Genomic DNA, 25,793 nt, shown 5'->3' with positions numbered 1-25,793 from the left:
TAAAGAAATTTTCGAGAATCGTATGTGTTTCACTGTTTAGTTATCAAGGTTTGTTGTGTCTGTCTCTCAGACAGCTCGTTCATTTTATCTCATTCTCAACTGCTTGTCAAGAACTTTTTTTTAATTTTTTTGAAGCATTTAGTCTTCAAAAAAACCAAAGCGGAGAAGGAGGGATTTGAACCCTCGCGCCGCGTTAACGACCTACTCCCTTTCCAGGGGAGCCCCTTCGGCCAGCTTGGGTACTTCTCCAAATTGCCCTACTTACTAAGTAGTTCCGATATTTATCTCTGCCGTTCTCAGCGACAGGTGATATTATATCTCGTATCTTTTATGTTGTCAAGTACTTTTTTAACTTTTTTAAAAAGTTTTTATTCTGTATTTGACAAACGGAGAGAGTGGGATTCGAACCCACGCGCCCTTGCGGACAAACGGTTTTCAAGACCGCCTCGTTATGACCACTTCGATATCTCTCCATATAATGTTTTTCAACATTTTTTGTGCTGTTTTGTCAGCGCATGTTGTATTCTATCATCAAATATCTCCCCTGTCAATAACAAATTTGATATTTTTTTCAAAAAATTGGACATATAGCTTCAATTTCTGCTATATGTCCATATTTACCGGGATTTTCACCCTGTTCTACTCTCTGTTCTACTCTCTATTCTACTCTCTGTTTTCCTTCAAAAATGCCTCCGCAACCACCAGATCTTCCGGTGTTGTGATCTTGATATTGCGATAAGAACCTTCTGAAAAGCGGATCTTCACCCCGGTCTCATGTTCTGCAACCATGGCATCATCTGTAATTCCTGTCATTTCCTTCTGCCGAATGCTGGTATATGCGCCATAGATCAGTGGGTACTGAAAGATCTGCGGAGTCTGGACGATCCATACACTGCTGCGATCCGGAGTTTCACTGACATTCCCATCCTCATCTGCGATCTTAACTGTATCCTTGGAAGGCATGCCTGTAACACTGGCACCTGTCTGTGCTGCTGCCATAAGTCCTCTTTCAATGATCCCATGATCAATAAATGGTCTGGCACCGTCATGGATCAGCACATACTCTGTGTCTTTACACGCACGAAGTCCTTCATAAACAGAATCGTACCGTTCTTTTCCGCCGGATACTACAGCAGAAATCTTTGTAAAACCATATTTTTCCACGATTTCTTCTTTGCACCAGAAAACATACTCCTCCCCTGTTACCAGGATCACATCCCTGATCAGCGGACTTTCCTGAAAACAGCGCAGAGAATAACAGAGCACCGGCATCCCGTCAAGCTCCATAAACTGCTTCTGTATTTTGCTGTGCATTCTCTTTCCCTGGCCTGCTGCCAGGACAATAGCTGTATTTCTGCACTCTCCCATGATCAATTACCCCGGATTCTTTTATCTTTCGCCAAGCTTCAGGTTCGGAACCGCATTCAGATCCCAGCTGTGGCGTGTTCCCCTGATATATTCATAGTAAGCTGCCACACCGATCATCGCTGCGTTATCCGTACAGAAGATCGGTGACGGACGGTAAAATTTGTATCCACGTTCTGTACATGCTTTTTCCATAGCAGTGCGAAGTGCTCCGTTGGAAGCAACACCTCCTGCAATGGCAACCTTTTTCATGCCAAAATCAGCTGCTGCCTGCATGGTATGCTCTACCAGTACGTCAACAACCGCCTTCTGGAAGGATGCCGCGATATCTGCACGGTTTACTTCCTCACCTTTCATTTTTGCCCCGTTTAAATAATTAAGAACTGCGGACTTCACGCCGCTGAAGCTGAAATCATACGGATTTTCGCCGATTTTTGCACGTGGAAACTCGATAGCGTCCGGATTTCCTTCCTTTGCCAGCTTATCGATCTTCGGTCCTCCCGGATATCCCAGCCCAATGGCACGTGCAACCTTATCAAATGCCTCACCTGCCGCATCGTCTCTGGTTCGGCCCAGGATCTCAAACTGGCCGTAGTCCTTCACAATAACAAGATGGGTGTGTCCACCGGATACAATGGCACAGAGAAACGGCGGTTCCAGATCCGGATGCTCAATATAATTGGCAGAAACATGTCCTTCTATATGATGCACGCCTACCAGTGGCAGGTTTCTTGCATAGGCAATAGCCTTGGCTTCTGCCACACCTACAAGAAGTGCACCGACAAGCCCCGGTCCATAGGTTACACCGATAGCATCAATATCATCCAGAGTGACATTTGCCTCGTCCAGCGCTTCCTGGATGACCTGGTTGATCCTTTCTATATGATTTCTGGAGGCGATCTCCGGTACAACACCTCCGTACAGTTTATGGATCTCGATCTGTGAGGAAATCACGTTTGATAAGACAGTCCTTCCATTTTTTACAACGGAAGCTGCTGTTTCATCACAGGAGCTCTCAATACCAAGAATTAATGTATCTTTCATTTTTTCAGTCCTCTTCAAAATTCAGTTCCACACTCTTCCCGTCTTTTCCCGGCCATGCCTTCGGAAAGATCTCACGTACTGTATCCATGTAATCATCCGGACGTACCAGAGAAGGGCTGTAATGGGTCAGCCACATTTCCCCCACTTCCGCATCACGGGCAAGAGTGGCCGCTTCACGAAACGTCATGTGTTTGTAGCCTTTTGCCTTTTCGATCTTGTCATCTTCACCGTACATTCCCTCACAGATAAAAAGATCGGAACCTTTTGCATTACGTAAAATAGACTCTGTCGGTCTGGTATCTGTGGTATAAGTAAGCTTGATCCCTTTTCTTGGCGGACCAAGCACCATATCCGGTGTGTAGATCCTTCCTTCATCCTCCACAGTCTGTCCCTTCTGCAGCGGATTCCAGAATTTCAGCGGGATCTCATGTGCACTGGCACTGTCAGGAGAAAATTTTCCCTGGCGCAGGATCTCAAGGGTATATCCATAGCAGGTAACATTATGGTTCACCCGAAATGCAGTGATCCGGTAACCGTTCAGTTCCAGAACCTCCTCCGGTTTCGTGATCTCGATAAATTTAATTTCAAAGGGCAGCTCCGGTGCGATCACACGAAGTGCGCTTACCACACGTTCCAGTCCTCTTGGGCCTACCAGAGTCAGCGGTTCTGTGCGGTCTGCATTTCCCATAGTCAAAAGGAGTCCCGGAAGTCCGCTGATATGATCCCCATGATAATGGGTAAAACAGATCACATCAATAGGCTTGAAGCTCCAGCCCTTTTCTTTAATGGCCACCTGAGTGCCTTCCCCGCAATCGATCATCAGACTGCTGCCGTTATAACGGGTCATCAGTGCGGTGAGCCATCTGCGTGGCAGCGGCATCATTCCTCCGCAGCCAAGTAAACAAACATCTAACATATTTTTCCTCTTTTCCTGTTCTGTGGCAAAGTTTAGCATACTTATCCCGTACAGACAAGTACCTCTCCCGGGTAAGCCTATTCAGAAACTGCGGTGCGTGTCATAAGAACAGCATCCTCTGTAGGATCTGTATAGTATCCCTTTCGCAGGCCATCCCGCACAAATCCCTGACGTTCATAAAGCCGGATCGCAGTCTCATTTCCTGCCCGTACCTCCAGATGGATCATGGTGATCCCACGCTCTTCTGCCAGACGGATCATACTTTCCATAAGGAAATTTCCGATTCCCTCTCTCTGACGGTCTCTGCGGACAGCCACATTGGTCACATCCCCCTCATCCAGCACCGTAAGAAGACCACAATATCCCAGGATCCGGCCCTTTTCTTCCACAACAAGAAACATCCCGTTCTCTTTCATAAGAAATGTCAGAAATCCCTCTTTTGTCCAGGGGACTGAAAAAAGTTCCTCTTCGATCTCCATAACCTGATCCAGATCATCCACAAGCATTTCTCTTAAGATCATGCGTTTTCCCCTTCTGATCCTTTTTTCAGTTTCTGGGCACGCTCCCGCTCAGCCTGTGAAACACGGAGATAATCCGGTTTGTGCTCAGCCGCTGTCTCGGTTCTGCCTTCTTTATAATAAAGGACACCAAGTGCACCTACAGCACCTGCTCTCTGTCTGGAAAGATGGGCCGGTGCAAAAGAAAACGGTACAGTAAGCTTATCTGCGATGATATCTTTAAATACCGGGACTCCGTCTCCGAGGAATGTTACGGTTTCTCCCATCTCATTCAGCATGGAAAGAAGCTCCTCAATTCCCACTGCCATCTGATCCTTTACCGTCATGAGCCTGTGATTCTCGTAACGATAGATTCCCGTATAAACCTGCTTTCTTCTGGCATCCATGATCGGACAGATCAGTCCGTTTACATCATAGAGATTATAGGCCAGTGCCTCCACAGTTGGAATCCCGACCAGTGGTTTGTCAAGGGCAAGTCCAAGTCCCTTGGCTGTGGCAGAGCCAATACGGAGTCCGGTAAAAGAGCCCGGTCCCTTGGCTACCGCAATAGCGTCAATCGTCTTCAGATCCAGCTCTGTCATCTTCACGATCTCATCCAGCATGGGAAGAAGAGTCTGGGAATGTGTTTTCTTATAATTAACTGTATATTCCGCTACCAGTGTATCGTCCTCCACAATGGCTACGGATGCCACGATTCCGGAACTGTCCAGTGCCAAAACTCTCATTCTGTCTTTTCTCCTCTCTCCTCAATGGTGATCTTTCTGTATTCAAAGCCCTTCTCAAGATCTTTTTCAATGGTAACTTCGATCCTTTTTTCCGGCAGGATCTCCTCAATGAGTTCCGCCCATTCGATCAGACAGATTCCCTGCCCGAAAAAATAATCATCGTATCCGATCTCTTCCATTTCTTCCAGATCCCCGATACGATATACATCAAAATGATAAAATGGCAGACGTCCGTCTTCATATTCCTGGATAATGGTAAACGTAGGGCTGTTTACAGGTTCTGTAATTCCAAGACCTGCTGCCACTCCCTGTGTGAACACGGTTTTTCCAACTCCCAGATCGCCTGTCAGTGTGTAGATCTGTCCCGGCTTCGCATTCATTCCGATCGTCCTTCCGACCTCGAATGTTTCCTCAGGATCATGCGTTTCTATGACCATATTTTCCACCTTTTTCTTGCACAATTATTCTTTGCATATTATAATAGAGCGAACAGCGAAATACAATACTTTTTGAAAAGGAGTGCGAAAACTATGGCAAATCCTATCGTTACCATCACAATGGATAATGGCGATGTAATGAAAGCGGAATTATATCCGGAAGTTGCCCCGAACACAGTAAATAACTTCATCAGCCTTGTAAAAAAGGGCTTTTATGACGGCCTGATCTTCCACCGTGTCATCAACGGCTTTATGATTCAGGGCGGATGCCCGGACGGAACCGGTATGGGTGGCCCGGGATACAGCATCAAGGGTGAGTTCTCCCAGAACCGTTTCAAAAACGACCTGAAGCATACACCAGGTGTTCTCTCCATGGCAAGAGCCATGAATCCGAACTCTGCCGGAAGCCAGTTCTTTATCATGCACAAGGCTGCTCCGCATCTTGACGGAAGCTATGCTGCATTCGGTCAGATCATTGAGGGCATGGATGTTGTAAATGCTATCGCAGAGACAGACACGGACTACAGTGACCGTCCTCTTGACGAGCAGAAGATCAGCTCCATGACTGTTGATACCTTTGGTGTGGATTATCCGGAACCGGAGAAATGCTAACAGGAATAATTTTCTGAAATAAAAAAGCCCCGCGAAGAGCAGACTGTAACACAGATCATCTGCCCTCTTCCCGGGGTATTTTTATACTGACATTCTCTTTTCTTTTACTTTTCGAAGGTCCTCACTTCTCCGTTTACTTTCGCAAAATACAGTTCTGCATCCTTCTCAAGTCCGGCTCTTCCGTTTGTTCCTTCTGTGATCGCCTTCTTCACCTCTTCGACCTGATCATCCGGCACAAGAAGCTTCAGGACAACCTTGTCGGTATATTCGGAATCCAGGATCGGCAAACTTCTTTCTCCTGAGATATACTGGATCTTTCCGATCCCTGTATAATCCGTCGTCACCTGAAGAGAGATCCCATGATGCTTCTCAATGACGGTACTTGCCGCCAGTCCTGCCTGGACTGCACCGGAATATGCCCGCACAAGCCCTCCTGTCCCAAGAAGGACACCTCCAAAATATCTGGTCACCACAATGGCCGCATTATAGATCCCGGCTCCCAGAAGTACATCCAGCATAGGCCTTCCGGCTGTTCCGGATGGTTCTCCGTCATCACTGCAGCGGGTGGCTTCCCGGTTCATCCCTACGGAATATACATAGCAGTTATGACGTGCATCCCAGTATTTTTTTTTCATTTCTTCGATAAAGGCAAGGGCCTCTTCTTCTGTTTCCACAGGACGGACGGTTGCGATGAAACGGGATTTTTTTTCCACAAGTTCACCTTCGCCGCCTTCGTATATGGTTTTATAATGTTCCAGCATGGTTTACGCCTCCGTTATCTATATCCAACCCTCTGTTTCAGGCAGAGTTTTCTTTATTGTATAATAATTATCTTCATTGCACAATGTATAAGATATCATGAATTGTGAAATTTTTTTTAAGGCTTTATTTGGCTTTCCATATTTGTTATAATGAAACGGATTATAAAGGAGGAATATTATGAACTACGGAAAAAGATCCACTTCCAAGAAGCGGAATGCTCTGATCTCCCGTACTTCCATGCTGGAAAAAAGAGCACATGTTTCGTTTATCCGGGTTTTATTTACAGCTCTGATCGCAGTCTGCGTCATGGTTGTCTGCCTTGGTATCGGCTCCTTCCGGGGCGTGATCGCCGGAGCACCTGACGTCAACGATGTGGATATTTCACCTCTCGGATATGCAACCTTCCTGTATGATGACCAGGGAACACAGATCCGACAGCTTTCAGCCCCTACATCCAACCGTCTTCCGGTCTCCCTGGACCAGATCCCGGTCAGTCTGCAGCATGCAGTGGTAGCCATTGAGGATGAGCGTTTTTATGAACATAACGGTATTGATGTCCGCGGTATCGCACGTGCCGGAATGAAGGCGATCACCACCGGTAACTTTTCCGAGGGTGCCAGTACCATCACACAGCAGCTTCTGAAGAATAATGTTTTCACTGACTGGACCAACGAATCCACACAGCTGGAACGTTTCACACGTAAATTCCAGGAGCAGTACCTTGCTGTACAGATTGAAAAAAAATATGACAAAAATGTGATTCTTGAGAATTACCTGAATACCATTAACCTGGGTGCAGGTTCCTACGGTGTACAGGCCGCTTCCAAAAAATACTTTAACAAAGACGTATGGGATCTGAACCTTTCTGAATGTGCCACCCTTGCCGGCATCACGCAGAATCCTACCAAATTCAATCCGATCACCAATCCAAAAGCAAACTCCAAGAGACGGAAGGAAGTCCTGGATCACATGCTGGATCAGAATTACATCTCACAGGATGAATATAATGCAGCACTGAATGATGACGTTTATTCCCGTATCCAGGCCGCACAGCTTGAGAACACCGAAGAAGAAAGTACCGTTTACACGTATTTCGAAGATGAGGTTACCAATCAGGTCATCAGCGACCTGATGAACATTAAAGGATATACCAAGACACAGGCTACCAATCTTCTTTACAGCGGTGGTCTGAAGATCATGACAACCCTGGATTCCAACATGCAGCAGATCCTTGATGAGGAATATGCAAACCCTGATAACTATCCGGCCAATGTTCAGTATGAACTGGATTATGCACTGACTGTACAAAGCCCGGATGGAAAACAGACAAACTACAGCAAAGAAATGCTGCAGCTGTATTTCCGTGATCAGGATCCGGAATTTGATCTTCTCTTTGATTCTCCTGAAGAAGGTCAGCAGTATGTGGATCAATACAAGGCTAACATCCTGGCAGACGGAAGCACCGTAGTATCTGAGCGTGTAAACTTTGCGCCACAGCCACAGTCTTCCATGACTGTCATTGACCAGCATACCGGTTACGTAAAAGCCCTGATCGGAGGCCGTGGCGAAAAAACAGCCAGCCTGACCCTGAACCGTGCCACTGATACGACCAGACAGCCTGGTTCTACCTTTAAGATCGTTTCCACCTATGCACCTGCTTTGAACGAAAAAGGCGATACACTTGCTACAACCTTTATGGATGAGCCTTACGAATACCCGGACGGATCTCCTGTCAACAACGCCTCAAGAAGCTACGGCGGCGAGACCACCATCCGCAAAGCGATCCAGAATTCCATCAACGTTGTAGCTGTTAAATGCCTGGAGCAGGTTACCCCGGCTCTCGGCCTTAAATATCTGGATGATTTCGGTTTCACCACACTAGCTCACGGAACTGAGGCAGATAAAGATGCCAACGGAAATATCTGGAGTGACGCCAACCTGGCTACTGCTCTTGGCGGTATCACCAAAGGTGTCAAGAACGTGGAACTTTGTGCTGCATATGCAGCCATTGCTAATGGCGGGAACTATATCAAACCGATCTATTATACACAGATCCTTGATCATGACGGAAATGTTCTGATCGAGAACTCCTCCGTTTCCAGATCTGTGATCAAAGACAGTACCGCTTATCTTCTTACAAGCGCCATGGAAGACGTTGTAAAAAAAGGTACCGGTACCGCCTGCCAGCTGGACAATATGACTGTAGCCGGAAAAACAGGTACTACAGAGGACTACAATGACCTGTGGTTCGTAGGCTACACACCGTACTACACCTGTGCAGTATGGTCCGGCTATGACAACAACGAAAAAATTCCGGAAGATGCCCGTAACTTCCACAAAAACCTCTGGAAAAAGGTTATGACCCGTATCCACGAGGGCCTGGAGGACAGAGATTTCGATATGCCTTCCAGTGTGGAAAAAGCCAGTGTCTGCGCAGAAACCGGTCTTCTTCCCAGATCCGGATGCCCGACTATCACAGAGTATTTTGATATCTCCAGTCTTCCCACCGAATACTGTGATCAGCATTTCTACGGCAGCAGCGATTACGATGAAGAGGACAATTATTATAACGAAGATACGGACGCCGATACCGATGCAGCAGCTGAAGCGATTCCAAGCGCAGCTCCGGACAGTACTGACAGCACCGACACTGACAATACTGACAATTCCGATGACGGTTCCGATAATACCGGTGATGATACTGACAATTCCGGAACAGACGACAACACCGGTGGTGATGACGGCAGCTATGATAACAGCAATGATACCGGTGGCGATGACGGCAGCTATGACACCGGCGAAGATCCGGTAGAATATTATGAATGATCTCCATTATAGGTATCTTTCATAAACAACATATAAAAAAAGTGGTTTCCTGAAATATGGAAACCACTTTTTTTACTTTTAATAACTTCTTACTGTCTCGCAGTTTATCAGTTCAGGCAAGTCCCACCCACCGCTTATTACTTTTCGCAATTGAAGCAGGGGACTTCCCTGGTTCGGTTAAAGTACCATCTTGGCTGCACCGTAGATTCCTGCATCATTGCCAAGTGTCGCGATTACGATAGGAGTATCCTTGCAGGATTCAAAAGCATACTCTCTGTAATATTTCCGGATACAGTCAATAAGCGGCTGTCCGGCCTTGGAAACTCCTCCGCCGATAACAATGGTCTCCGGATCTGTCACACAGCAAATAATGGCAAGAGCACCACCCAGCTGCTCTCCGACCTTTTCCATGGTTGCTACAGCTACCGGATCATTCTCCTTAAATGCGTCCAGAACTGCTTTTGCTGAAATCTCTCCGGCATCTCTGAGAACACTGTTCTCACCGGAAGCTGCAAGCTCTTTTTTTGCCATGCGGACAATTCCGGTCGCAGAAGCATACTGTTCCAGACAGCCCCTGTTTCCGCAGTTGCAGGATTCTGTTTCATGATGATCCACATTGGCATGTCCGATCTCACCGCCAGCTCCGTGATGTCCGGTCACAATCTTTCCATCAACAATGATACCACCGCCTACACCTGTTCCAAGTGTGACCATGATCACATCGGAGGAGCCTGCTGCTGCACCCTTCCATGCCTCTCCCAATGCCGCTACATTGGCGTCATTTCCGGCTTCCGCATGAAGACCTGTAAGTTCTTCCATCTCTCCCACAACGTTCTTATATCCCCAGAAGAGATTTACTGCACGTGATACTTCGCCTTTGGAGTTTACCGGTCCCGGAACACCGATCCCGACGCCTTCCACCTCCTCTTTGGAGATACCCTTTTCTTCCATCTTGGCATTTACTGCTGCTGCCACATCAGGAAGGATCTGATCTCCATTGTTTTCTTTACGGGTTGGAATCTCCCATTTTTCAACAAGAGTACCATCCGTGCGGAAAAGTCCGCATTTTACAGTTGTTCCACCTACATCGATTCCAAAACAATATGTTCCCATTTCTTACCCTCTCTTATTCTTCGTCATCCGGATTTTCTCTTTTTTTCGCAAGATTTGCCTGTACACGCTTGTACAGAGCCTCTGCCGCATTGTATCCCATCTTCTTCTGTCTGTGATTGACAGCCGCTGCCTCAACGATGATCGCCAGGTTACGGCCCGGACGGATCGGAAGAGAATGGCATACTACCTTATTCCCAAGGTACTCTGTATACTCCTCATGCAGTCCAAGACGATCGTATTCCTTGTCTCTGTTCCACTCCTCAAGCTTGATCACAAGATCGATGGACTGGGTATCCTTAACGCTCTCAACACCGAACAATGTTTTTACATCGATGATACCGATACCACGAAGTTCGATAAAGTGACGTGTGATATCCGGCGCAGATCCCACCAGTGTTACGTCACTGACCTTACGGATCTCAACAACATCATCACTGACAAGACGATGACCTCTCTTGATCAGCTCCAGGGCTGCCTCACTCTTACCGATACCGCTCTCACCTGTGATCAGGATTCCCTCGCCGTAAACATCAACCAGCACACCATGAATAGAAATACATGGTGCAAGCTGCACGCCCAGCCAACGGATGATCTCTGCCATAAAACTGGAAGTTGTTCTTTCTGTCACGAATGTCGGAACATTATATTTAACAGCCAGATCGATCATGTCCTGAGACGGACGGGTCATGGTACTGAAAATAACACATGGGATCTTGCTGGAAATGAAACGTTCATATTTAAAACGTCTCTCCTCCTCATTAAGCTGCATCAGATACGTATACTCTACATATCCGATGATCTGAACTCGTTCATTGGCAAAATGCTCCAGATATCCGGTAAGCTGAAGCGCAGGTCTGTTGATCTCCGCAGTCTTGATCACGATGCCTGACAGGTCGATCTCCGGAGTCAGATTATTAAGCTCCAGTTCCTGTACCATCTTTGTCAACTGTACACCCTTCATACTTTTGTCTCCTTTTCGCTGAAAGTTTGCATTCTCACTGCCGTTTTACCGAGGCGTGAGACACCTTATCTTTAATTATACACAATCACTGCTGAAACTGCAATGCAGCATCAGGATTTATGAAAAAATTCATAGACCTGACGGGCGCTTCTGGCATTCATGCTCTCTGTCTGTGCCAGTTCTTCCTCCGATGCATCCCGGATATTTTCCACAGATTTAAATTTACGCAGAAGAGCTTTCCTCCTGGTATCACCGATCCCCGGGATATCATCCAGGATAGAATGGACCTGTTCCCTGCTCCTGAGGGAACGATGGTATTCAATGGCAAACCGATGGGCTTCATCCTGGATCCTGGTGATCAGGCGGAAACCTTCGCCGGATGTGTCAATGGGGATCTCCACATTGTTGAAATACAGGCCTCTCGTCCGATGATGATCATCCTTGACCATACCGCAGACCGGGATGCTTATCCCAAGCTCATTCAGCACCTTCAGAGCGATATTTACCTGCCCCCTTCCACCATCCATCAGGATCAGATCCGGAAGCCTTGCAAAGCTGTCAAATTCTCCGTTACTCTCATGAGTGAACCTTCGGGTCAGAACCTCTTCCATGCTGGCATAATCGTTGGGTCCCTGTACCCATTTGATCTTGAACTTACGATAATCACTGCGTTTGGGACGGCCTTTTTCATAAACCACCATGGATCCCACAGACTCAAAGCCACTGATATTGGAAATATCGTAAGCTTCCATGCGCACCACGTTTTTCAGTCCCAGCCATTCTTCCACCTCGTGAACAGCTCCGATGGTTCGTCCTTCCTCCCGCCTGATCCGTTCTCTGTCCTTGGCAAGTACCATACGGGCATTTTCCAGGGCAAGTTCTACCAGCTTTTCCTTGGTTCCCTTCTTCGGGACCCGGATGTGTACCTTCTGCTTTCTTCTTCCTGACAGCCACTCCTCGATGATATCTGCATCTTCGATCTCACTTTGCAGCATGATCTCAGATGGGATAAATGGCGTTCCCGCATAAAACTGTTTCAGAAAGCTGGAAAGGACCTGCGCCTTTGTATCACCTTTTGCCACACGGAGATAAAAATGATCTCTGCCGATCAGCCTGCCATCCCGGATAAAAAATACCTGGACAACCGCATCCTGATCCCTGAGGTCTTCACTGTCATCCATGGCTACTGCAATGATGTCCCTGTCTTCCTGCCCGTAGCCGGTAATCTTCTGCCGTTCCCCGATCTTCCGGATACTGCTGATCAGGTCCCGGTATTCCATAGCATCTTCGTAGCGCATTTCCTCCGAAGCTTTCTGCATTTTTTCCATCAGCTCACTAATGGCGTCCTGAAAATCTCCATTCAGAAATTTGATCACCTTATTGATATTCTTCCGGTATTCTTCCTGGCTGACATATCCCTGGCAGGGTGCCTTGCACTGCTTCATATGATAGTACAGACAGGGCCGGTCCTTTCCGGTATCTCTCGGAAGACTGCGGTTGCAGGAGCGTACCTGATACAGCTTCCGCACCAGTTCGATCACGTCCTTTACTGCTCCGCCGCTTGTATAGGGGCCAAAATATCTTGCCTTGTCCTTTTTCATTCTCCTGGCAAAAAGCACTCTCGGGTATGGCTCATGAACTGTCACCTTAATAAACGGATAGCTCTTGTCATCTTTGAGCATGGTATTATATTTCGGACGATGTTCCTTGATAAGATTACACTCCAGCACAAGGGCTTCCAGCTCCGAATCCGTAATAATGTACTCAAATCTGGTAATATGTGTAACCATCCGTTCAATCTTGGCACCTTTATTACGACTGCTCTGGAAATACTGGCGCACACGATTCTTAAGGCTTATGGCTTTTCCCACATAGATGATCTCGTCTTTCTCGCCATGCATGATATAAACTCCCGGTTTTGCCGGAAGCTTCTTTAATTCTTCCTCGATTATAAACATAAATTATTCTCCTGTTTTACTATTACAGTAATAAGAAAACCGGGATTTCTCCCGGTTTTCTTATGATCTGTTTTATGCCTGTGATCCCGGCTTTTCTTCTGTTTCTGCATGATCGCTATCTGTTGTCTGAGCAGATTCTTCTGTTTTCTCCGGTGCCTGCATATCCTCTGTCAGTTCCTGTCCGGATATCTCCGGTCTGAACTGAACCGATTCTGTACTTTTTGCAGCCTCGTTATTTTCCGCGATCATTTCAATATCCTGTTTATTGGACACTTCTTTTTCATCCTCGGAAAGTACCAGATCATCCAGATTCTCCGGGATATCCAGGCCCTGCTGAACTGCACGGAGGATCTTCATGAACTCTTTACCTGTAATGGTTTCCTTGCGGATCAGATATTCTGCGATCTTATCCATCTCTGTTCTGTGACTTCCAAGGATCCTCTTGGCTTCCTCATAGGAATGGTGGAGAAGCTTCATCACCTCATGATCGATCTCTGTTGCGGTATCATCACCACAGTTTAAAACTGCTCTTCCGCTGAGATACTGGTTCTCCTGTGTGGCAAGTCCCATCAGTCCGAACTTCTCTGACATACCATACTGTGTGATCATGGCTCTGGCCACCTTGGTAGCCTGCTCAATATCATTGGCAGCACCTGTAGTGACTGTGTCAAAAACGATCTCCTCTGCAGCACGTCCGCCAAGATAGCCTACCAGCATAGCTTCCAGCTCTTTCTTGGTGTTGAGATATTTTTCTTCCTCAGGTACCTGCATAACGTAACCCAGTGCTCCCATGGTACGGGGTACGATGGTGATCTTCTGTACAGGCTCCGCATCCTTCTGGAGTGCATTTACCAGTGCGTGTCCGACTTCATGGTAGGATACGATCCGGCGTTCCTGTTTGCTTAAGATACGATCCTTCTTCTCTTTTCCCACCAGAACTACCTCTACGGATTCTTCCAGGTCCTTCTGTGATACAGCTTTACGTCCCTTCTTGACTGCAAGGATCGCAGCCTCATTGATCATATTGGCAAGATCAGAGCCTACCGCACCGGAAGTTGCAAGTGCAATAGCTTCAAAATCAACGGTGTCATCCAGAAGCACGTTCTTGGCATGTACCTTCAGGATATCCACCCTTCCTTTAAGATCCGGTCTGTCAACGATCACACGTCTGTCAAAACGTCCCGGACGGAGAAGAGCCGGATCAAGAACCTCCGGTCTGTTGGTCGCAGCAAGGATCAGAAGTCCCTTGGATGTATCAAAGCCATCCATCTCCGCAAGCAGCTGGTTCAATGTCTGCTCACGCTCATCATTTCCGCCGCCATAGCGGGAATCACGGCTTTTACCAATGGCATCGATCTCATCGATAAATACGATACACGGAGCATTCTTCTTGGCTTCCTCGAAAAGGTCACGGACACGTGAGGCACCCACGCCCACAAACATCTCCACAAATTCCGAGCCGGAAAGAGAGAAGAACGGTACCTGCGCTTCACCTGCAACTGCCTTGGCAAGTAATGTCTTACCGGTTCCCGGAGGGCCTACAAGAAGTGCGCCCTTAGGTAGCTTGGCTCCGATGGCTGTGTATTTTCCGGGGTTATGGAGAAAATCCACAACTTCCTGGAGAGATTCCTTGGCTTCATCCTGACCTGCCACATCCTTAAAGGAAACGCCCGTTTCCTGCTGCACATATGCCTTGGCTTTGCTCTTGCCTACGCCCATGCCCATGATCCCGCCGCCTTTGTTCATGCGGCGCATGGAGAACATCAGAAGTCCGAACAGAAGCAGTGTCGGCAGAACCACGCTCAGGATCATTGCAACAAATTCACCAAAAACATCTGGCGGATCGGTTTCAAACTTGATTCCCTTTCCTTCCAGTCTCTTGGTAAGTGCTGTACTGTCTTCGGTCTTCGTGGTGTAATAGCTCATATCCTCGTACTTGGAATTCTTTTTCTTGGGTACGATCGTCAATGTACTGGACTGGATCGTTACTTCCTTAACCTGGTCCTTATCCACCATATCGATAAATTTATCATAGGAGATCTCACTGCTGTTATCCTTCAGCATATTGGTAAACAACGCGAAGCACACCAGTGTGACCAGGAGGCATATCAGAAAAGCCAGAATCGACTGATGATTTTTACCTGATCCCTGCCTGGGATCTTTGTTGTCAGGTCGCTTCCCGTCCTGATCATTATTCAGTTGATTATTCATTTTTTTCCTCCTCTTGTCATTTCTTTATTATAAAGAGAAAAACCATATAAATCAACTGCGAGATTACAAAAATACCATCGAAAAAACACCGCATTGGATATTGCCAGTGAACGTAAAGTTGTAGTATACTGTTCCCAGTGAATTGGAAAATTAAAGAGGAGAGGAAATCAGACAAATGAAAATAGGTTTTGATAATGACAAATATCTGAAAATGCAGTCAGAACACATCCGTGAAAGAATCGGTCAGTTCGGCAACAAGCTTTATCTTGAATTCGGCGGCAAACTGTTTGACGACTACCATGCATCCCGTGTTCTTCCGGGTTTTGAACCGGACAGCAAGCTCCGCATGCTGATGCAGCTTTCTGATCAGGCGGAGATCGTTATTGTTATCAGTGCCAATGACATTGACAAGAATAAAATACGTGGCGATCTTGGAATCACCTATGACGAAGATGTGCTCCGTCTTATGGATGAGTTTTCAAGCCGTGGCCTGTATGTGGGAAGCGTATGCATCACACAGTACTCCGGCCAGGAAAGTGCCGATCTCTTCAAAAAACGTCTGGAGAAACTGGGAATCCGTGTCTACAAGCTTTACCTGATCCCCGGCTATCCAAGCAACACTTCCTTTATTGTAAGTGACGAGGGTTATGGAAAGAATGATTATATTGAAACTACCAGACCTCTGGTCGTGATCACAGCACCGGGACCAGGAAGTGGAAAGATGGCGACCTGCCTTTCCCAGCTTTACCACGAATACAAACGAGGAGTAAAAGCCGGCTATGCAAAATTTGAGACCTTCCCGATCTGGAACCTTCCTCTGAAACATCCGGTAAACCTTGCCTACGAAGCTGCCACTGCGGATCTGAACGATGTCAACATGATCGACCCGTTCCATCTGGAGGCTTACGGCAAAACTACCGTCAACTACAACCGTGACGTAGAAGTTTTCCCTGTTGTACAGGCCATGTTTGAGAAGATCATGGGCAGCTGTCCTTATAAATCTCCGACAGATATGGGTGTCAACATGGCAGGTAACTGCATCGTTGACGATGAAGTATGCCAGGAGGCTTCCCGCCAGGAGATCATCCGCCGTTATTATAAGAGCATGAACGCTCTGGTTTCCGGCTCCGGTACAGAGAATGAGGTACGTAAAATCGAGCTTCTTCTCCAGCAGGCTCATGCAGAGATCACTGACCGTAAGGTTGTTCCGGCTGCCCTCGAAAAAGAAAAAGCAACCAATGGCCCTGCTGCCGCTCTGGAGCTTCCTGACGGAAAGATCGTATGCGGAAAAACCTCCGATCTTCTCGGCGCATCCGCTGCCCTTCTTCTCAATGCTCTGAAAGAGCTGGCAGGAATCGATCACGAGCTTCATGTGATCTCCCCGGATGCCATCCATCCGATCCAGCAGCTGAAGACCAAATATCTGGGAAGCAGGAATCCACGTCTTCACATTGATGAGATCCTGATCGCCCTTTCCATAAGTGCCGCAACCAGCGATGCCGCACGCCTTGCCCTGGAACAGATCCCGAATCTCCGTGGATGCCAGGCTCATACTTCCGTAATGCTTTCCGATGTGGATGTGATCAGCTTCCGTAAGCTTGGTGTTGAGCTTACCTGCGAAGCCAAAAAGGAACAGAAGAAAAACTATCAGAAAGTCTGATTCTCTGATAACATACCTTCTGTATAAATAAAAAGCTATATAAGAAGCTCCGACCAGAACGATACATATATATGTCATCCCGGCCGGAGCTTTTTTATCTTATTCTTATTTTATTTCTGCGTTACTGTATCCGGATACTGCTTCCCACACCTTCTCCGCCACATTGCTTGGTAACGATGATCTTATTGTCAATTCGTTCCTTCAGCTCGGAAACATGGGAAATAATCCCTACCAGGCGTCTGCCATCTGCAAGGCTGTTCAGCGCTTTTAATGCCTGCTCCAGAGACTCCTCATCCAGAGAACCGAATCCTTCATCCACAAACATGGAATCCAGCCGGATTCCTCCGGCTGAGGCCTGGATCTCATCGGAAAGTCCCAGCGCCAGGGATAACGATGCCTGGAAGGATTCCCCACCGGACAATGTCTTTACGCTTCGTTCCGTTCCGTTATAGTGATCAATGACATTCAGATCAAGGCCTGCTTTTTCTTTCTGATTTTTGCTTTGTTCCTGGCGTTTCAGCTCGTACTGGCCGCTGCTCATGGTCATAAGACGGAGATTGGCTCTTCGCAGGATCCGGTCAAAATATGCCATCTGGATATAGGTTTCCAGCTCGATCTTTGCCTTTCCGTTCAGTTTTCCATTGGCTGTATCCGAAAGATTCCTGATCCATGCATATTCTTTTTCCGCTATTGTCATTTCCTCCCGGCCCTTTTGCACTTTCTGAAAAATATCCTGGTTTCCACTCTGAACGGAAAAAAGCTCTTTTCTTTTTTCTGTGAGATCTGCTTTCCTCGCAGTAGTCTGTGCATGCTGTTCTCTAATCTCCGCTTCCGGAATCTCTCCGATCTCTTTTTTCTGCGCTTCAAAAGTCTCTATAGAGGAAGCTATCCTTTCTTTTTCTGACTGAAATCTCTGCAGCGTTTCTTTCACTTTTTTGCTGTTTTCCTTCAGTTCCCCGTATTCCTGCTGCTTTTCCCTGATTTCTTTTTCCAGATCTTCTTTTCCTGCTTTCAAGGCTTCCGATTTCGTACTGTCCGCTTTACAGGACTTATCTTTTTCCGTTTCCAGACGGATCTGTCGGATCTCCTCTGCCGCATTTTGCTGCTGTTTCTGATTCTCGGATGCTTTCATACTCAGGCCGGCCTGCTCTCTGTCAAAGAAATTCTTTTTTTCCTGCAGCTCCTCTTTTTCTTTTTCAAGACGCTCCATGGCATTTTCCACTGTTTTCTTTCTTTTTGTATTTTCCTGGGCTTTCCTGATCTCTTTCTCACTTTCCATCAGAAGATCCTCACACTGTTCCTGCGCTCTGTTTACCATGGAAGTCAGCTGTTTCCACACAGTCAGAAAATCCTCTGCCTGTCCGTTCCCGTTTTTATTTTTCTTATGGAATTCCTGAAACTCTTCCAGAAGCTCTTCTGCACTGGCTACGATCTGCCTCCAGGATGCATTGCTCTGTTCCTTTAAGCTTCCGGCTTTCAGGCTTTGATCTACAGAATCCTTCTCCATTTTATCCAGCCTGCTTTTCTCGTTATCCAGTGTTTTCTGGTCAACTGTCTGTTCTTCTGAAAGCATTCTGGGATGTGGATGGCTCAGGGAACCGCACACAGGGCAGGGCATTTCATCCTTAAGCTCCCGGGCCAGAAGACCTGCCTGTGCATCCAGAAAAATGTGGAATATCTGCTGATAATATTCCCTCTGCTGCTGTGCATCTCTGTAAGCAGACTGATACTTTTTCTGCTGCTCTTTGGTTTCATCATAAAGGCCTCTGAATCTCCGGATCTCAGCAATAAGTCCATTCAGTTCTCTCTTTCTCCGCGTCTGTTTTTCTTTCTCTGTGAGCGCTTTCTGCAGGTCAAGCTCAGAATTTCCCAGCTGCTCCCGTTCCGTTTTCAGCTGCTCCATTTCTTTCTGCTGCTGTTCTTCCTGCCGGATGATTTTTTCCTTTTGCGTCTGACAATTTCCCAGCTGTCTTTCAATTTCTCTTCGTTCTTCTTGCAGTTGCTCCAGATCCTGGTATTTTTTCAGCTTTTCCTGTTTTTCCCGGATCAGAAGGCCAAGTTCCTCACATCTCTGATCTGCATCTTTATATTTTTCTGCCTCTTCTGACGCCTTCGCAAGTTCCGAAAGAATCTTTTCAAGCTGCTCCAGAGCAAGCGCTCGTTTCTCTTCCAGGCTTCGTTTCTGTGCAGAAAGATTCAGCATGGTTTCCATTGTCCGAAGCTTCTCTTCCAATTCCTTTTCCTGTTTCTGAAGTTCCTTTTCCCGGAGTTCTCCTCTGTCAATAAACAGTTTCAGAAGCTCAAGACTCCGTTCCAGCTTTCCTTCGAATTTCGCTTTTTTAAGCCTTGAAAATTCCTCTTCTTCCATCCCTGCATCCGGCTGGAACTTCACACCATCCAGATACTGGGCGATACTCCGGCGCATCTCATCATATTCTTTATATCTGGAAATAGCCGCATCCCGGAGCTTTATCTGGAGCTGCTGGTAAAGGCCCGTATGAAAAATCTGCCGGAAGATTTCCCCTCGCTGCAGAGTTCCTGCCAACAGCAGCTTCTGAAAGTCTCCCTGGGCGATCATTGCGATCTGCGTGAACTGATCGTAACTCAGTCCCAGAAGCTGTTCCACTGCCGCAGTAACATCTTTTGCCTTTGTCACCGGCTGACGTTCATCCGGATAGATCAGCTGTGCTTCAGCTTTTCTAAGAGTCTGTCCGGTGCCTCTTTTTTTCGGAGCCATATATTCCGGACTCCGGCGCACGTGATAATTTTTCCCCTGATAGGAAAAAACAAGCTCCACAAAGGTCTCTGTGGAAGGCTCTGCATATTTGCTCCGAAACATGGCCGGATCTCTTACCTCTCCACTGGCTCTTCCATATAACGCAAAGGTGATCGCATCAAAGATCGTAGTTTTTCCCGCTCCGGTGTCACCGGTGATCAGGTAGAGACCGCCCTCTCCAAGCTTTGAAAAATCAATCTCTGTTTTGTCTGCATAGGGCCCGAAGGCACTGATGGTCAGTTTTTCCGGTCTCATTGTTTCACCTCCTGGATCTTACGGATCAGATCTTCGGAATATTTCCGCTGTTCTTCATTCATGGGCTGGTTATTCTGCAGTTCAAAAAATTCCTCAAAATATTCCAGCTCGGATTTCCTTTTCACCGTTTCTGTACCTGCGATCTCCTGGTTTTCTCTTGTGCGTCGGTTATCATATTCCAGCCTCATCAGATTCGGATAAACAGTACGGAGCTTCTGCATTCCATCTACGATATCTTCTTCATCTGTCAGCGTGATCTGCACATAATCCTCTGTGTTTGTGTCCTGATAACTGGACAGTGATGTGATCTCCATGTATGTGCCTTTCAGTTTTCGCATATCCCGAAGAGGCTTCAGCGGAATCTCCCTGATCCTGAGATTTCCTTTTTCCAGAAGCTCCACAACTGTCACGGATTTCTGCTGTCCTGCCTCGGAAAAAGAATATTTCAAAGGAGTTCCGCAGTAGCGGATGTGCTCGCTTCCCACATTCTGAGGACTGTGGATATGGCCAAGTGCCACATAGTCAAAATCCCGGAACACATCTGCCTCCACCTGGTCGATACCTCCAACGGAGATCTCTTCAGAATCGCAGCGCATGGCACCGACCACAAACTGATGGGCGATCAATACATTGCGATAACGTTTATCAATCTCCATATGTGCAACTGCCGCCTGCACTGCCTCCTGGTAGGTACGGATCTCATCCACCTCTTCTTCTCCTTCCAGTCCGTGCCTCACAGTTGCCGGACGCACAAATGGAAGCAGATGGATCCAAACTTCTCCATAGCTGTCCGTTAAACAGTACTTTTCTGTTTTTCCATCGTATACCGGGGACATACAGATCCCGCTGCTGCTCATGATCTGTGAACCGAAAGCGATCCTTTCCGCACTGTCATGATTTCCGCTGATGGCATACACCGGGAGCTTCCGCTTTGCAAGCCTGGTAAGAAACCGGTCAAAAAGCTGCACTGCCTCCGCAGAAGGAACCGGCCTGTCATAAAGATCTCCCGCAAGAAGAATTCCATCCGGTTCTTCTTTATCAATGATTCTCAGAATTTCATTCAAAATATATTTCTGATCTTCGATCATGGAAAACTCATTGACACGTTTTCCTAGGTGAAGGTCTGATAAATGGATCAGTTTCATCGATCACCTCCTGCGCTCACCCAGCCTCCGAACAGTTCCGGTGCAAGGTCGATCTCACAGGCATCCAGCACATCTTTTAGCTGTGAAGGATTGCTGACACCGGTTACAGGCACAGTCTGGAATGGCTGATTGAAAAAGTATGCCAAAGACAGGGCCTGCAGGCTGTGGCCGGTTTCTTTCTGCAACTTTAACAGCTTCTGATAGGTGCGAAAGTTTGTCTCGTTCCAGTAGGATCTTTTCATACTTTCGGAAAGACCTGTGATCTGTGTTTCCTTCTCCCGCATCCAGGATGCATCCACCTCTGCATCTGTACAGGAAAGCCCCATTTTCTGAAGTTTTGAAAAAAATCCCATTGCAGTGGAAGAAAACGGAACGGCAGCAGCGCCTGTCTCACAGTGCCACTGATATTCTTCTCTGGAAAACTCCACAAGTGTAGGATCCGGATTTGTATTTCCTCCGGGATTGATTCCTGCAAGACTCCACTGATTGGATACTGCTGTGATCCCTGAAAGATTTCGTTCCCTCAGACATTGAGCAATTTCTTTCAGCCTCTCTGTGCGGTAATTGGAAAATCCATAATAACGGATCCGGCCTTCTTTTTTCAATTCTTCCAGAATATCCACGATTTCCTCCGCCGGTTTCTCCGGATCATCTCTGTGAAGCCAGTAAAAATCCATCTCATCTTTTCCCAGTGTGCGGCAGCTCTCATCCAGGTCCATGCGGATATCTTCTTTGTTCACTCTGCTGCGGCTCGGATCCTCAAAGGAATAGTGCGCGCCCTTCGTTGCCACAATAACTTTTCCCTGCATGCCACTCTCTTTCAGCCATTTTCCTATGATCTGCTCACTGCAGTTTCCATGTCCTTTTAGCCATTTGCAATAGACATTTGCCGTATCAATAAAATTTCCACCTGCGCGTACAAATGCGTTCAGAATCTCAAAGCTTTTTTCCAGGTCTGATTTATCTCCAAATCCTGCTGTTCCGAGGCAAATAGAACTGATGTTCAGATCTGTATTGTTCAGCTGTATATATTTCATCTACGTAACCTCCCGTATTCATATATATCTTTTTCTATTATAACTTTTTTCCGTAGATCCGAACAGTATATTTCCCAACTATCCATATACCACGGCACAAAAAAATCCTCCGGCACATGCATGCCGGAGGATTTGATATTCCGTTATCTTAACAATATGATTTATTTGTAAAGTGGTCCATAGTTCTTGCAAGCGCGGAAGTCTGCACCCTCTTTTTCCATACCGAATGCGTTCCAAGCTGCCGGACGATAGATATCCTTCTCAGGAACGTTGTGCATGGATACCGGGATTCTCAGCATAGAGCACATTGTGATCAGGTCTGCACCGATGTGTCCGTAGGAAATCGCACCGTGGTTAGCACCCCAGTTGTTCATTACATCGTAAGCTGTTTTGAACGGTCCCTCTTTGCCATCGCATCTTGGAGCGAACCATGTACATGGCCATGTGTAGTCTGTACGTTTCCAGAGCTTGTCAGATACCTCTTCCGGAAGGGCTACTGTCCATCCCTCTGCGATCTGAAGAACCGGTCCAAGTCCTTTTACAAGATTCAGACGGATCATAGTTGCAGGCATCTGAGCACGTGTTTCATAACGGCTGGAGTATCCGCCTCCACGGAAGTATCCGTTGTCGGCCATACACCACTCTGTATTGTCCATGATTGCTTTCTGGTCTGCCTCTGTAACATCCCACCACTGTTTCATAACTGGTGTTCCGTCAGCCTCTTTAGCCTGTCCGTTAGCATCCAGGCAAGCAGCACCGGAGTTGATCAGATGAAGGAATCCGCCAGCTTCTTTGGCAACACCCTCAAGGTCATATCCTGTAGCTTTCTTAACTGCCTCCGGGCTCCAGTATGTACGAACATCAGCGAAGATCTGAGCACGTCCTGTAAGAAGTTTCATGAACAGCATTCCAAGTCCGTTGAGAACGTCGTTCTCTGTAGCAAGGATGTACGGCTCACGAGCGCCATTCCAGTCGAAGGATGTGTTCAGCATAGCCTCTGCGAAGTCACCGTTCGGATAGAAGTCTGTCCACTGTCTCTGGCCCTGGAATCCAGCTGCAAGAGCATTGTGTCCGATCGCTTCCTCGGAGAATTCCGGAGCAAGATTATCACAGCCGTTCATCAGCTCTTTGATGATAACTGCCATCTTAACAACAAACTCGAACTGCTCCTCTTTCTTCTCTGGTGAGAACTGAAGCTCTTCCGGGTTCTTGTCCCAACCGATCTTGCAGGTCTCTTTTGCCCATTTGAGAGCTTTCTCAAACTCTTCGTGATCGTAGATACCCTCTGTCATACGACGGATGATCTCTACCTCATCAACAGACTCAACTCTCATTCCGAGATAGGACTCGATGAAATCAGAATCGATGATAGATCCGCCGATACCCATTGTTACAGAACCGATCTGCAGGTAGGATTTACCTCTCATGGATGCAGCTGCAACTGCTGCACGACCGAATCTTAACAGTTTCTCTTTAACGTCTTCCGGAATGGATGTGTCGTCAGCTTCCTGAACGTCATGTCCGTAGATACCGAATGCCGGAAGGCCCTTCTGTGCATGTGTAGCAAGAACGGATGCCAGATATACAGCACCAGGTCTCTCTGTTCCGTTGAATCCCCATACAGCCTTGATGGTCTGTGGATCCATATCCATGGTCTCAGCTCCGTAGCACCAGCATGGTGTAACTGTAAGAGTGATATCTACACCCTCTTTACGGAATTTATCCGCACATGCAGCGCTCTCACCAACACGTCCGATGGTGGTATCAGCAATAACAACTTTTACAGGCTCACCATTTGAATATTTCAGGTTCTCCTCGAAAAGCTTTGCTGCGGATTTGGCCATGTTCATAGTCTGATCTTCCAGAGATCCTCTTACATCGAGGGCTCCTCTACGTCCGTCGATGGTTGGTCTGATACCGATAACCGGATAGCTGCCTACTAATCTGCTCTTTGCCATAGTAACAATTACCTCCTAAATTTATATTCACTATTATAACTTACAGTTTTTTCACGTTCTGACAACTCCTGTCCGAACTATGCTTTTATTATACGATTGCATCTTTTAAATTACTTGTGTTATAATAGCAAAAAACAGTACAATATTCACTTTTTCATATGAGTTCCTAAAAAATCTATAAAATTTAAGAAAGAAGGGTTGTATTTTGCACGATCTTGGAAGAAATGAGGACAGACTTCGAGGTACCTATGAATTTCCTTTTGAATTCCACCACATTGACAGCAGCCATCCACGCTATGTCATGTCCTACCACTGGCATGTAGAATGTGAAATCATGCGTGTATTACAGGGCACTCTCACCGTCACTTTAGACGAAAAAAGTTTTACAGCAAAAGCCGGAGATGTGATTTTTGTCAATAGTGGAGTTCTGCATTCCGGAATTCCTCAGGATTGTATCTATCAGTGCATTGTTTTTGATATGAACATGTTTCTGAAATTTAATTCCGTCTGCACAGAATATATGCAGAAGATCAGCCACCAGGAGCTGCTGATCTATCACCATTTCACCGAAAAGCAGCCTGATATCCAGAGAGCGGTGAACTCTCTTTTTGATTCTTTCTGGCAGAGGAAGCCAGGATATGAGCTGGTTGTGTTTGGACAATTTTACCACTTTTTCGGATTGGTTTTTGGTAATCATTACTACCTGGAAAGCCTGCGGAAAACCAGACGAGATTACAAGCGCATTGTCCAGCTGAAGCAGGTCGTGGAATTTATTGAAAAGAACTATGCCAGCCCCATTACCCTGCAGGAGCTTTCCGCTTCGGTTTCCATGTCTCCCAAATATTTCTGCCGGTTCTTTTCCGAGATGACGCATCAGACACCAATGGATTACCTCAACCGCCAGAGGATCGAGCAGGCCTGCTGCCAGCTGGCTACCACCGATGATTCCATCACGGAGATTGCCTATCGGAATGGCTTTAATGATCTGAGCTACTTTATCCGTACCTTCAAAAAGTACAAGGGGATCACCCCCGGCAAATATAAAAGACGCTGAAATATTTTTCCACGTCTTAATGGCACATACCAGAGTATTACATGACAAAAAGCAGGATTTCGCACATATTGCGGATATCCTGCTTTTTGAGGAATTGGGCTGTTTTATGTAAATACAGCTTTTTCGGCCTGGCGGAGAACAGTCATGCCGGAACGGATTCCCGTTTTGCAGACGGGCTATGTTCATGTCTTTATGAATACATGCTACTCTTCTGTATGAGAAAAAAAGCCGGCAGGGCAGATTTTCTGCATGAAAAAGCCGACGCAGATCGTGAAGGAGCCTGATCTCTGTTCACGCAGTGACCAGCACCAGATTATGTCTTAATTGAAAGCGGATACGATCATCCACCTCACTGCTTGCTTCTGACCAACGGATATCTCACACAGTCGGTCCATCTACTCGAAGGGATTCCACTGCTGCATAGAACTCTGCTTGCGAAATGCCTGTACGCTGCACCGGA

The 25,793-nt window shown here is 46.8% G+C and carries 19 protein-coding genes and 2 tRNA genes; 4 read left to right on the top strand and 17 right to left on the bottom strand.

Going from position 1 to position 25,793, the window contains the following annotated elements; translation table 11 throughout:
* Positions 1 to 160: 160 nt before the first annotated feature.
* The 8 genes from GPK58_RS01265 to tsaE form a co-directional block, all read right to left on the bottom strand.
* Positions 161 to 249: transfer RNA gene (locus GPK58_RS01265), tRNA-Ser, on the bottom strand.
* A 138-nt stretch (positions 250 to 387) separates the two neighbouring features.
* Positions 388 to 473: transfer RNA gene (locus tag GPK58_RS01260), tRNA-Ser, on the bottom strand.
* A gap of 190 nt (positions 474 to 663) precedes the next feature.
* The gene (gene ispD / locus GPK58_RS01255; RefSeq protein WP_059086829.1) at positions 664 to 1,368 is read right to left on the bottom strand and encodes a 2-C-methyl-D-erythritol 4-phosphate cytidylyltransferase; all 705 of its coding nucleotides are present in this window, start codon (positions 1,366 to 1,368) and stop codon (positions 664 to 666) included.
* Positions 1,369 to 1,389: 21 nt separating this feature from the next.
* A complete protein-coding gene (tsaD, locus tag GPK58_RS01250; protein WP_015525918.1) occupies positions 1,390 to 2,409 on the bottom strand; it encodes a tRNA (adenosine(37)-N6)-threonylcarbamoyltransferase complex transferase subunit TsaD in 1,020 nt (339 codons plus the stop codon).
* Between the two features lie 4 nt (positions 2,410 to 2,413).
* A complete protein-coding gene (locus tag GPK58_RS01245) occupies positions 2,414 to 3,325 on the bottom strand; it encodes a ribonuclease Z (protein WP_118070771.1) in 912 nt (303 codons plus the stop codon).
* Positions 3,326 to 3,402: 77 nt separating this feature from the next.
* Positions 3,403 to 3,846 carry a ribosomal protein S18-alanine N-acetyltransferase gene (gene rimI, locus GPK58_RS01240; RefSeq protein WP_015525920.1) on the bottom strand — a complete coding sequence of 148 codons (444 nt, stop codon included), beginning with the start codon at positions 3,844 to 3,846 and terminating at the stop codon, positions 3,403 to 3,405.
* Positions 3,843 to 4,568 (bottom strand): tRNA (adenosine(37)-N6)-threonylcarbamoyltransferase complex dimerization subunit type 1 TsaB, encoded by a 726-nt coding sequence (tsaB, locus tag GPK58_RS01235; protein WP_215638077.1) that lies wholly within the window; start codon positions 4,566 to 4,568, stop codon positions 3,843 to 3,845. Before tsaB ends, rimI begins: the two co-directional genes overlap by 4 nt.
* A complete protein-coding gene (tsaE, locus tag GPK58_RS01230) occupies positions 4,565 to 5,005 on the bottom strand; it encodes a tRNA (adenosine(37)-N6)-threonylcarbamoyltransferase complex ATPase subunit type 1 TsaE (RefSeq protein WP_015525922.1) in 441 nt (146 codons plus the stop codon). Before tsaE ends, tsaB begins: the two co-directional genes overlap by 4 nt.
* Before the next feature lie 93 nt (positions 5,006 to 5,098).
* Between tsaE and GPK58_RS01225 the strand changes: the two genes are divergently transcribed.
* On the top strand, positions 5,099 to 5,617 hold the full coding sequence (locus GPK58_RS01225) for a peptidylprolyl isomerase (protein WP_021651510.1): 519 nt from the start codon (positions 5,099 to 5,101) through the stop codon (positions 5,615 to 5,617).
* Between the two features lie 104 nt (positions 5,618 to 5,721).
* Here GPK58_RS01225 and GPK58_RS01220 read toward each other — a convergent pair whose 3' ends face one another.
* Positions 5,722 to 6,378, bottom strand: a complete 657-nt coding sequence (locus GPK58_RS01220; protein WP_092070102.1) for a YigZ family protein — start codon at positions 6,376 to 6,378, stop codon at positions 5,722 to 5,724.
* Between the two features lie 178 nt (positions 6,379 to 6,556).
* Between GPK58_RS01220 and GPK58_RS01215 the strand changes: the two genes are divergently transcribed.
* Positions 6,557 to 9,205 carry a transglycosylase domain-containing protein gene (locus GPK58_RS01215; RefSeq protein ID WP_215638076.1) on the top strand — a complete coding sequence of 883 codons (2,649 nt, stop codon included), beginning with the start codon at positions 6,557 to 6,559 and terminating at the stop codon, positions 9,203 to 9,205.
* A gap of 177 nt (positions 9,206 to 9,382) precedes the next feature.
* Here the strand turns inward: GPK58_RS01215 and GPK58_RS01210 are convergent, their stop codons facing one another.
* The 4 genes from GPK58_RS01210 to ftsH form a co-directional block, all read right to left on the bottom strand.
* Positions 9,383 to 10,318, bottom strand: coding sequence for an ROK family glucokinase (locus tag GPK58_RS01210; RefSeq protein ID WP_022426675.1), 936 nt, complete (start codon positions 10,316 to 10,318; stop codon positions 9,383 to 9,385).
* A 13-nt stretch (positions 10,319 to 10,331) separates the two neighbouring features.
* Positions 10,332 to 11,279 (bottom strand): HPr(Ser) kinase/phosphatase, encoded by a 948-nt coding sequence (gene hprK, locus GPK58_RS01205; RefSeq protein WP_173723449.1) that lies wholly within the window; start codon positions 11,277 to 11,279, stop codon positions 10,332 to 10,334.
* 110 nt (positions 11,280 to 11,389) lie between these two features.
* Positions 11,390 to 13,237: an excinuclease ABC subunit UvrC gene (uvrC, locus tag GPK58_RS01200; protein WP_118608074.1), complete on the bottom strand. Its 1,848-nt coding sequence runs from the start codon at positions 13,235 to 13,237 to the stop codon at positions 11,390 to 11,392.
* Between the two features lie 72 nt (positions 13,238 to 13,309).
* Complete coding sequence (gene ftsH, locus GPK58_RS01195) at positions 13,310 to 15,448, bottom strand: ATP-dependent zinc metalloprotease FtsH (protein ID WP_021651517.1); 2,139 nt, start codon at positions 15,446 to 15,448, stop codon at positions 13,310 to 13,312.
* A 175-nt stretch (positions 15,449 to 15,623) separates the two neighbouring features.
* Here ftsH and GPK58_RS01190 point away from each other — a divergent pair, with 175 nt between their 5' ends.
* Entirely contained in the window at positions 15,624 to 17,108 is a 1,485-nt protein-coding gene (locus GPK58_RS01190; protein ID WP_215638075.1) for a DUF1846 domain-containing protein, read from the top strand.
* Positions 17,109 to 17,229: 121 nt separating this feature from the next.
* Here the strand turns inward: GPK58_RS01190 and GPK58_RS01185 are convergent, their stop codons facing one another.
* The 4 genes from GPK58_RS01185 to GPK58_RS01170 all read right to left on the bottom strand — a co-directional run bounded on the left by GPK58_RS01185 (position 17,230) and on the right by GPK58_RS01170 (position 24,279).
* Positions 17,230 to 20,139 (bottom strand): AAA family ATPase, encoded by a 2,910-nt coding sequence (locus tag GPK58_RS01185; RefSeq protein WP_215638074.1) that lies wholly within the window; start codon positions 20,137 to 20,139, stop codon positions 17,230 to 17,232.
* Entirely contained in the window at positions 20,136 to 21,284 is a 1,149-nt protein-coding gene (locus GPK58_RS01180; protein WP_215638073.1) for an exonuclease SbcCD subunit D, read from the bottom strand. Before GPK58_RS01180 ends, GPK58_RS01185 begins: the two co-directional genes overlap by 4 nt.
* Positions 21,281 to 22,321 carry an aldo/keto reductase gene (locus tag GPK58_RS01175; RefSeq protein WP_092070126.1) on the bottom strand — a complete coding sequence of 347 codons (1,041 nt, stop codon included), beginning with the start codon at positions 22,319 to 22,321 and terminating at the stop codon, positions 21,281 to 21,283. The genes GPK58_RS01180 and GPK58_RS01175 overlap by 4 nt, the downstream gene beginning before the upstream one ends.
* A 161-nt stretch (positions 22,322 to 22,482) precedes the next feature.
* Positions 22,483 to 24,279, bottom strand: coding sequence for an L-fucose isomerase (locus GPK58_RS01170; protein ID WP_015525941.1), 1,797 nt, complete (start codon positions 24,277 to 24,279; stop codon positions 22,483 to 22,485).
* Positions 24,280 to 24,484: 205 nt separating this feature from the next.
* Here GPK58_RS01170 and GPK58_RS01165 point away from each other — a divergent pair, with 205 nt between their 5' ends.
* Entirely contained in the window at positions 24,485 to 25,333 is an 849-nt protein-coding gene (locus GPK58_RS01165) for an AraC family transcriptional regulator (RefSeq protein WP_021651531.1), read from the top strand.
* Positions 25,334 to 25,793 lie beyond the last annotated feature (460 nt).

The organism is Blautia sp. MCC270, from assembly GCF_018785605.1.
In the GTDB taxonomy this organism is placed as follows: domain Bacteria; phylum Bacillota; class Clostridia; order Lachnospirales; family Lachnospiraceae; genus Blautia_A; species Blautia_A fusiformis.
The sequence above is the reverse complement of the archived record's forward strand: the minus strand, read 5'-3'. Positions and strand labels throughout refer to the sequence as shown.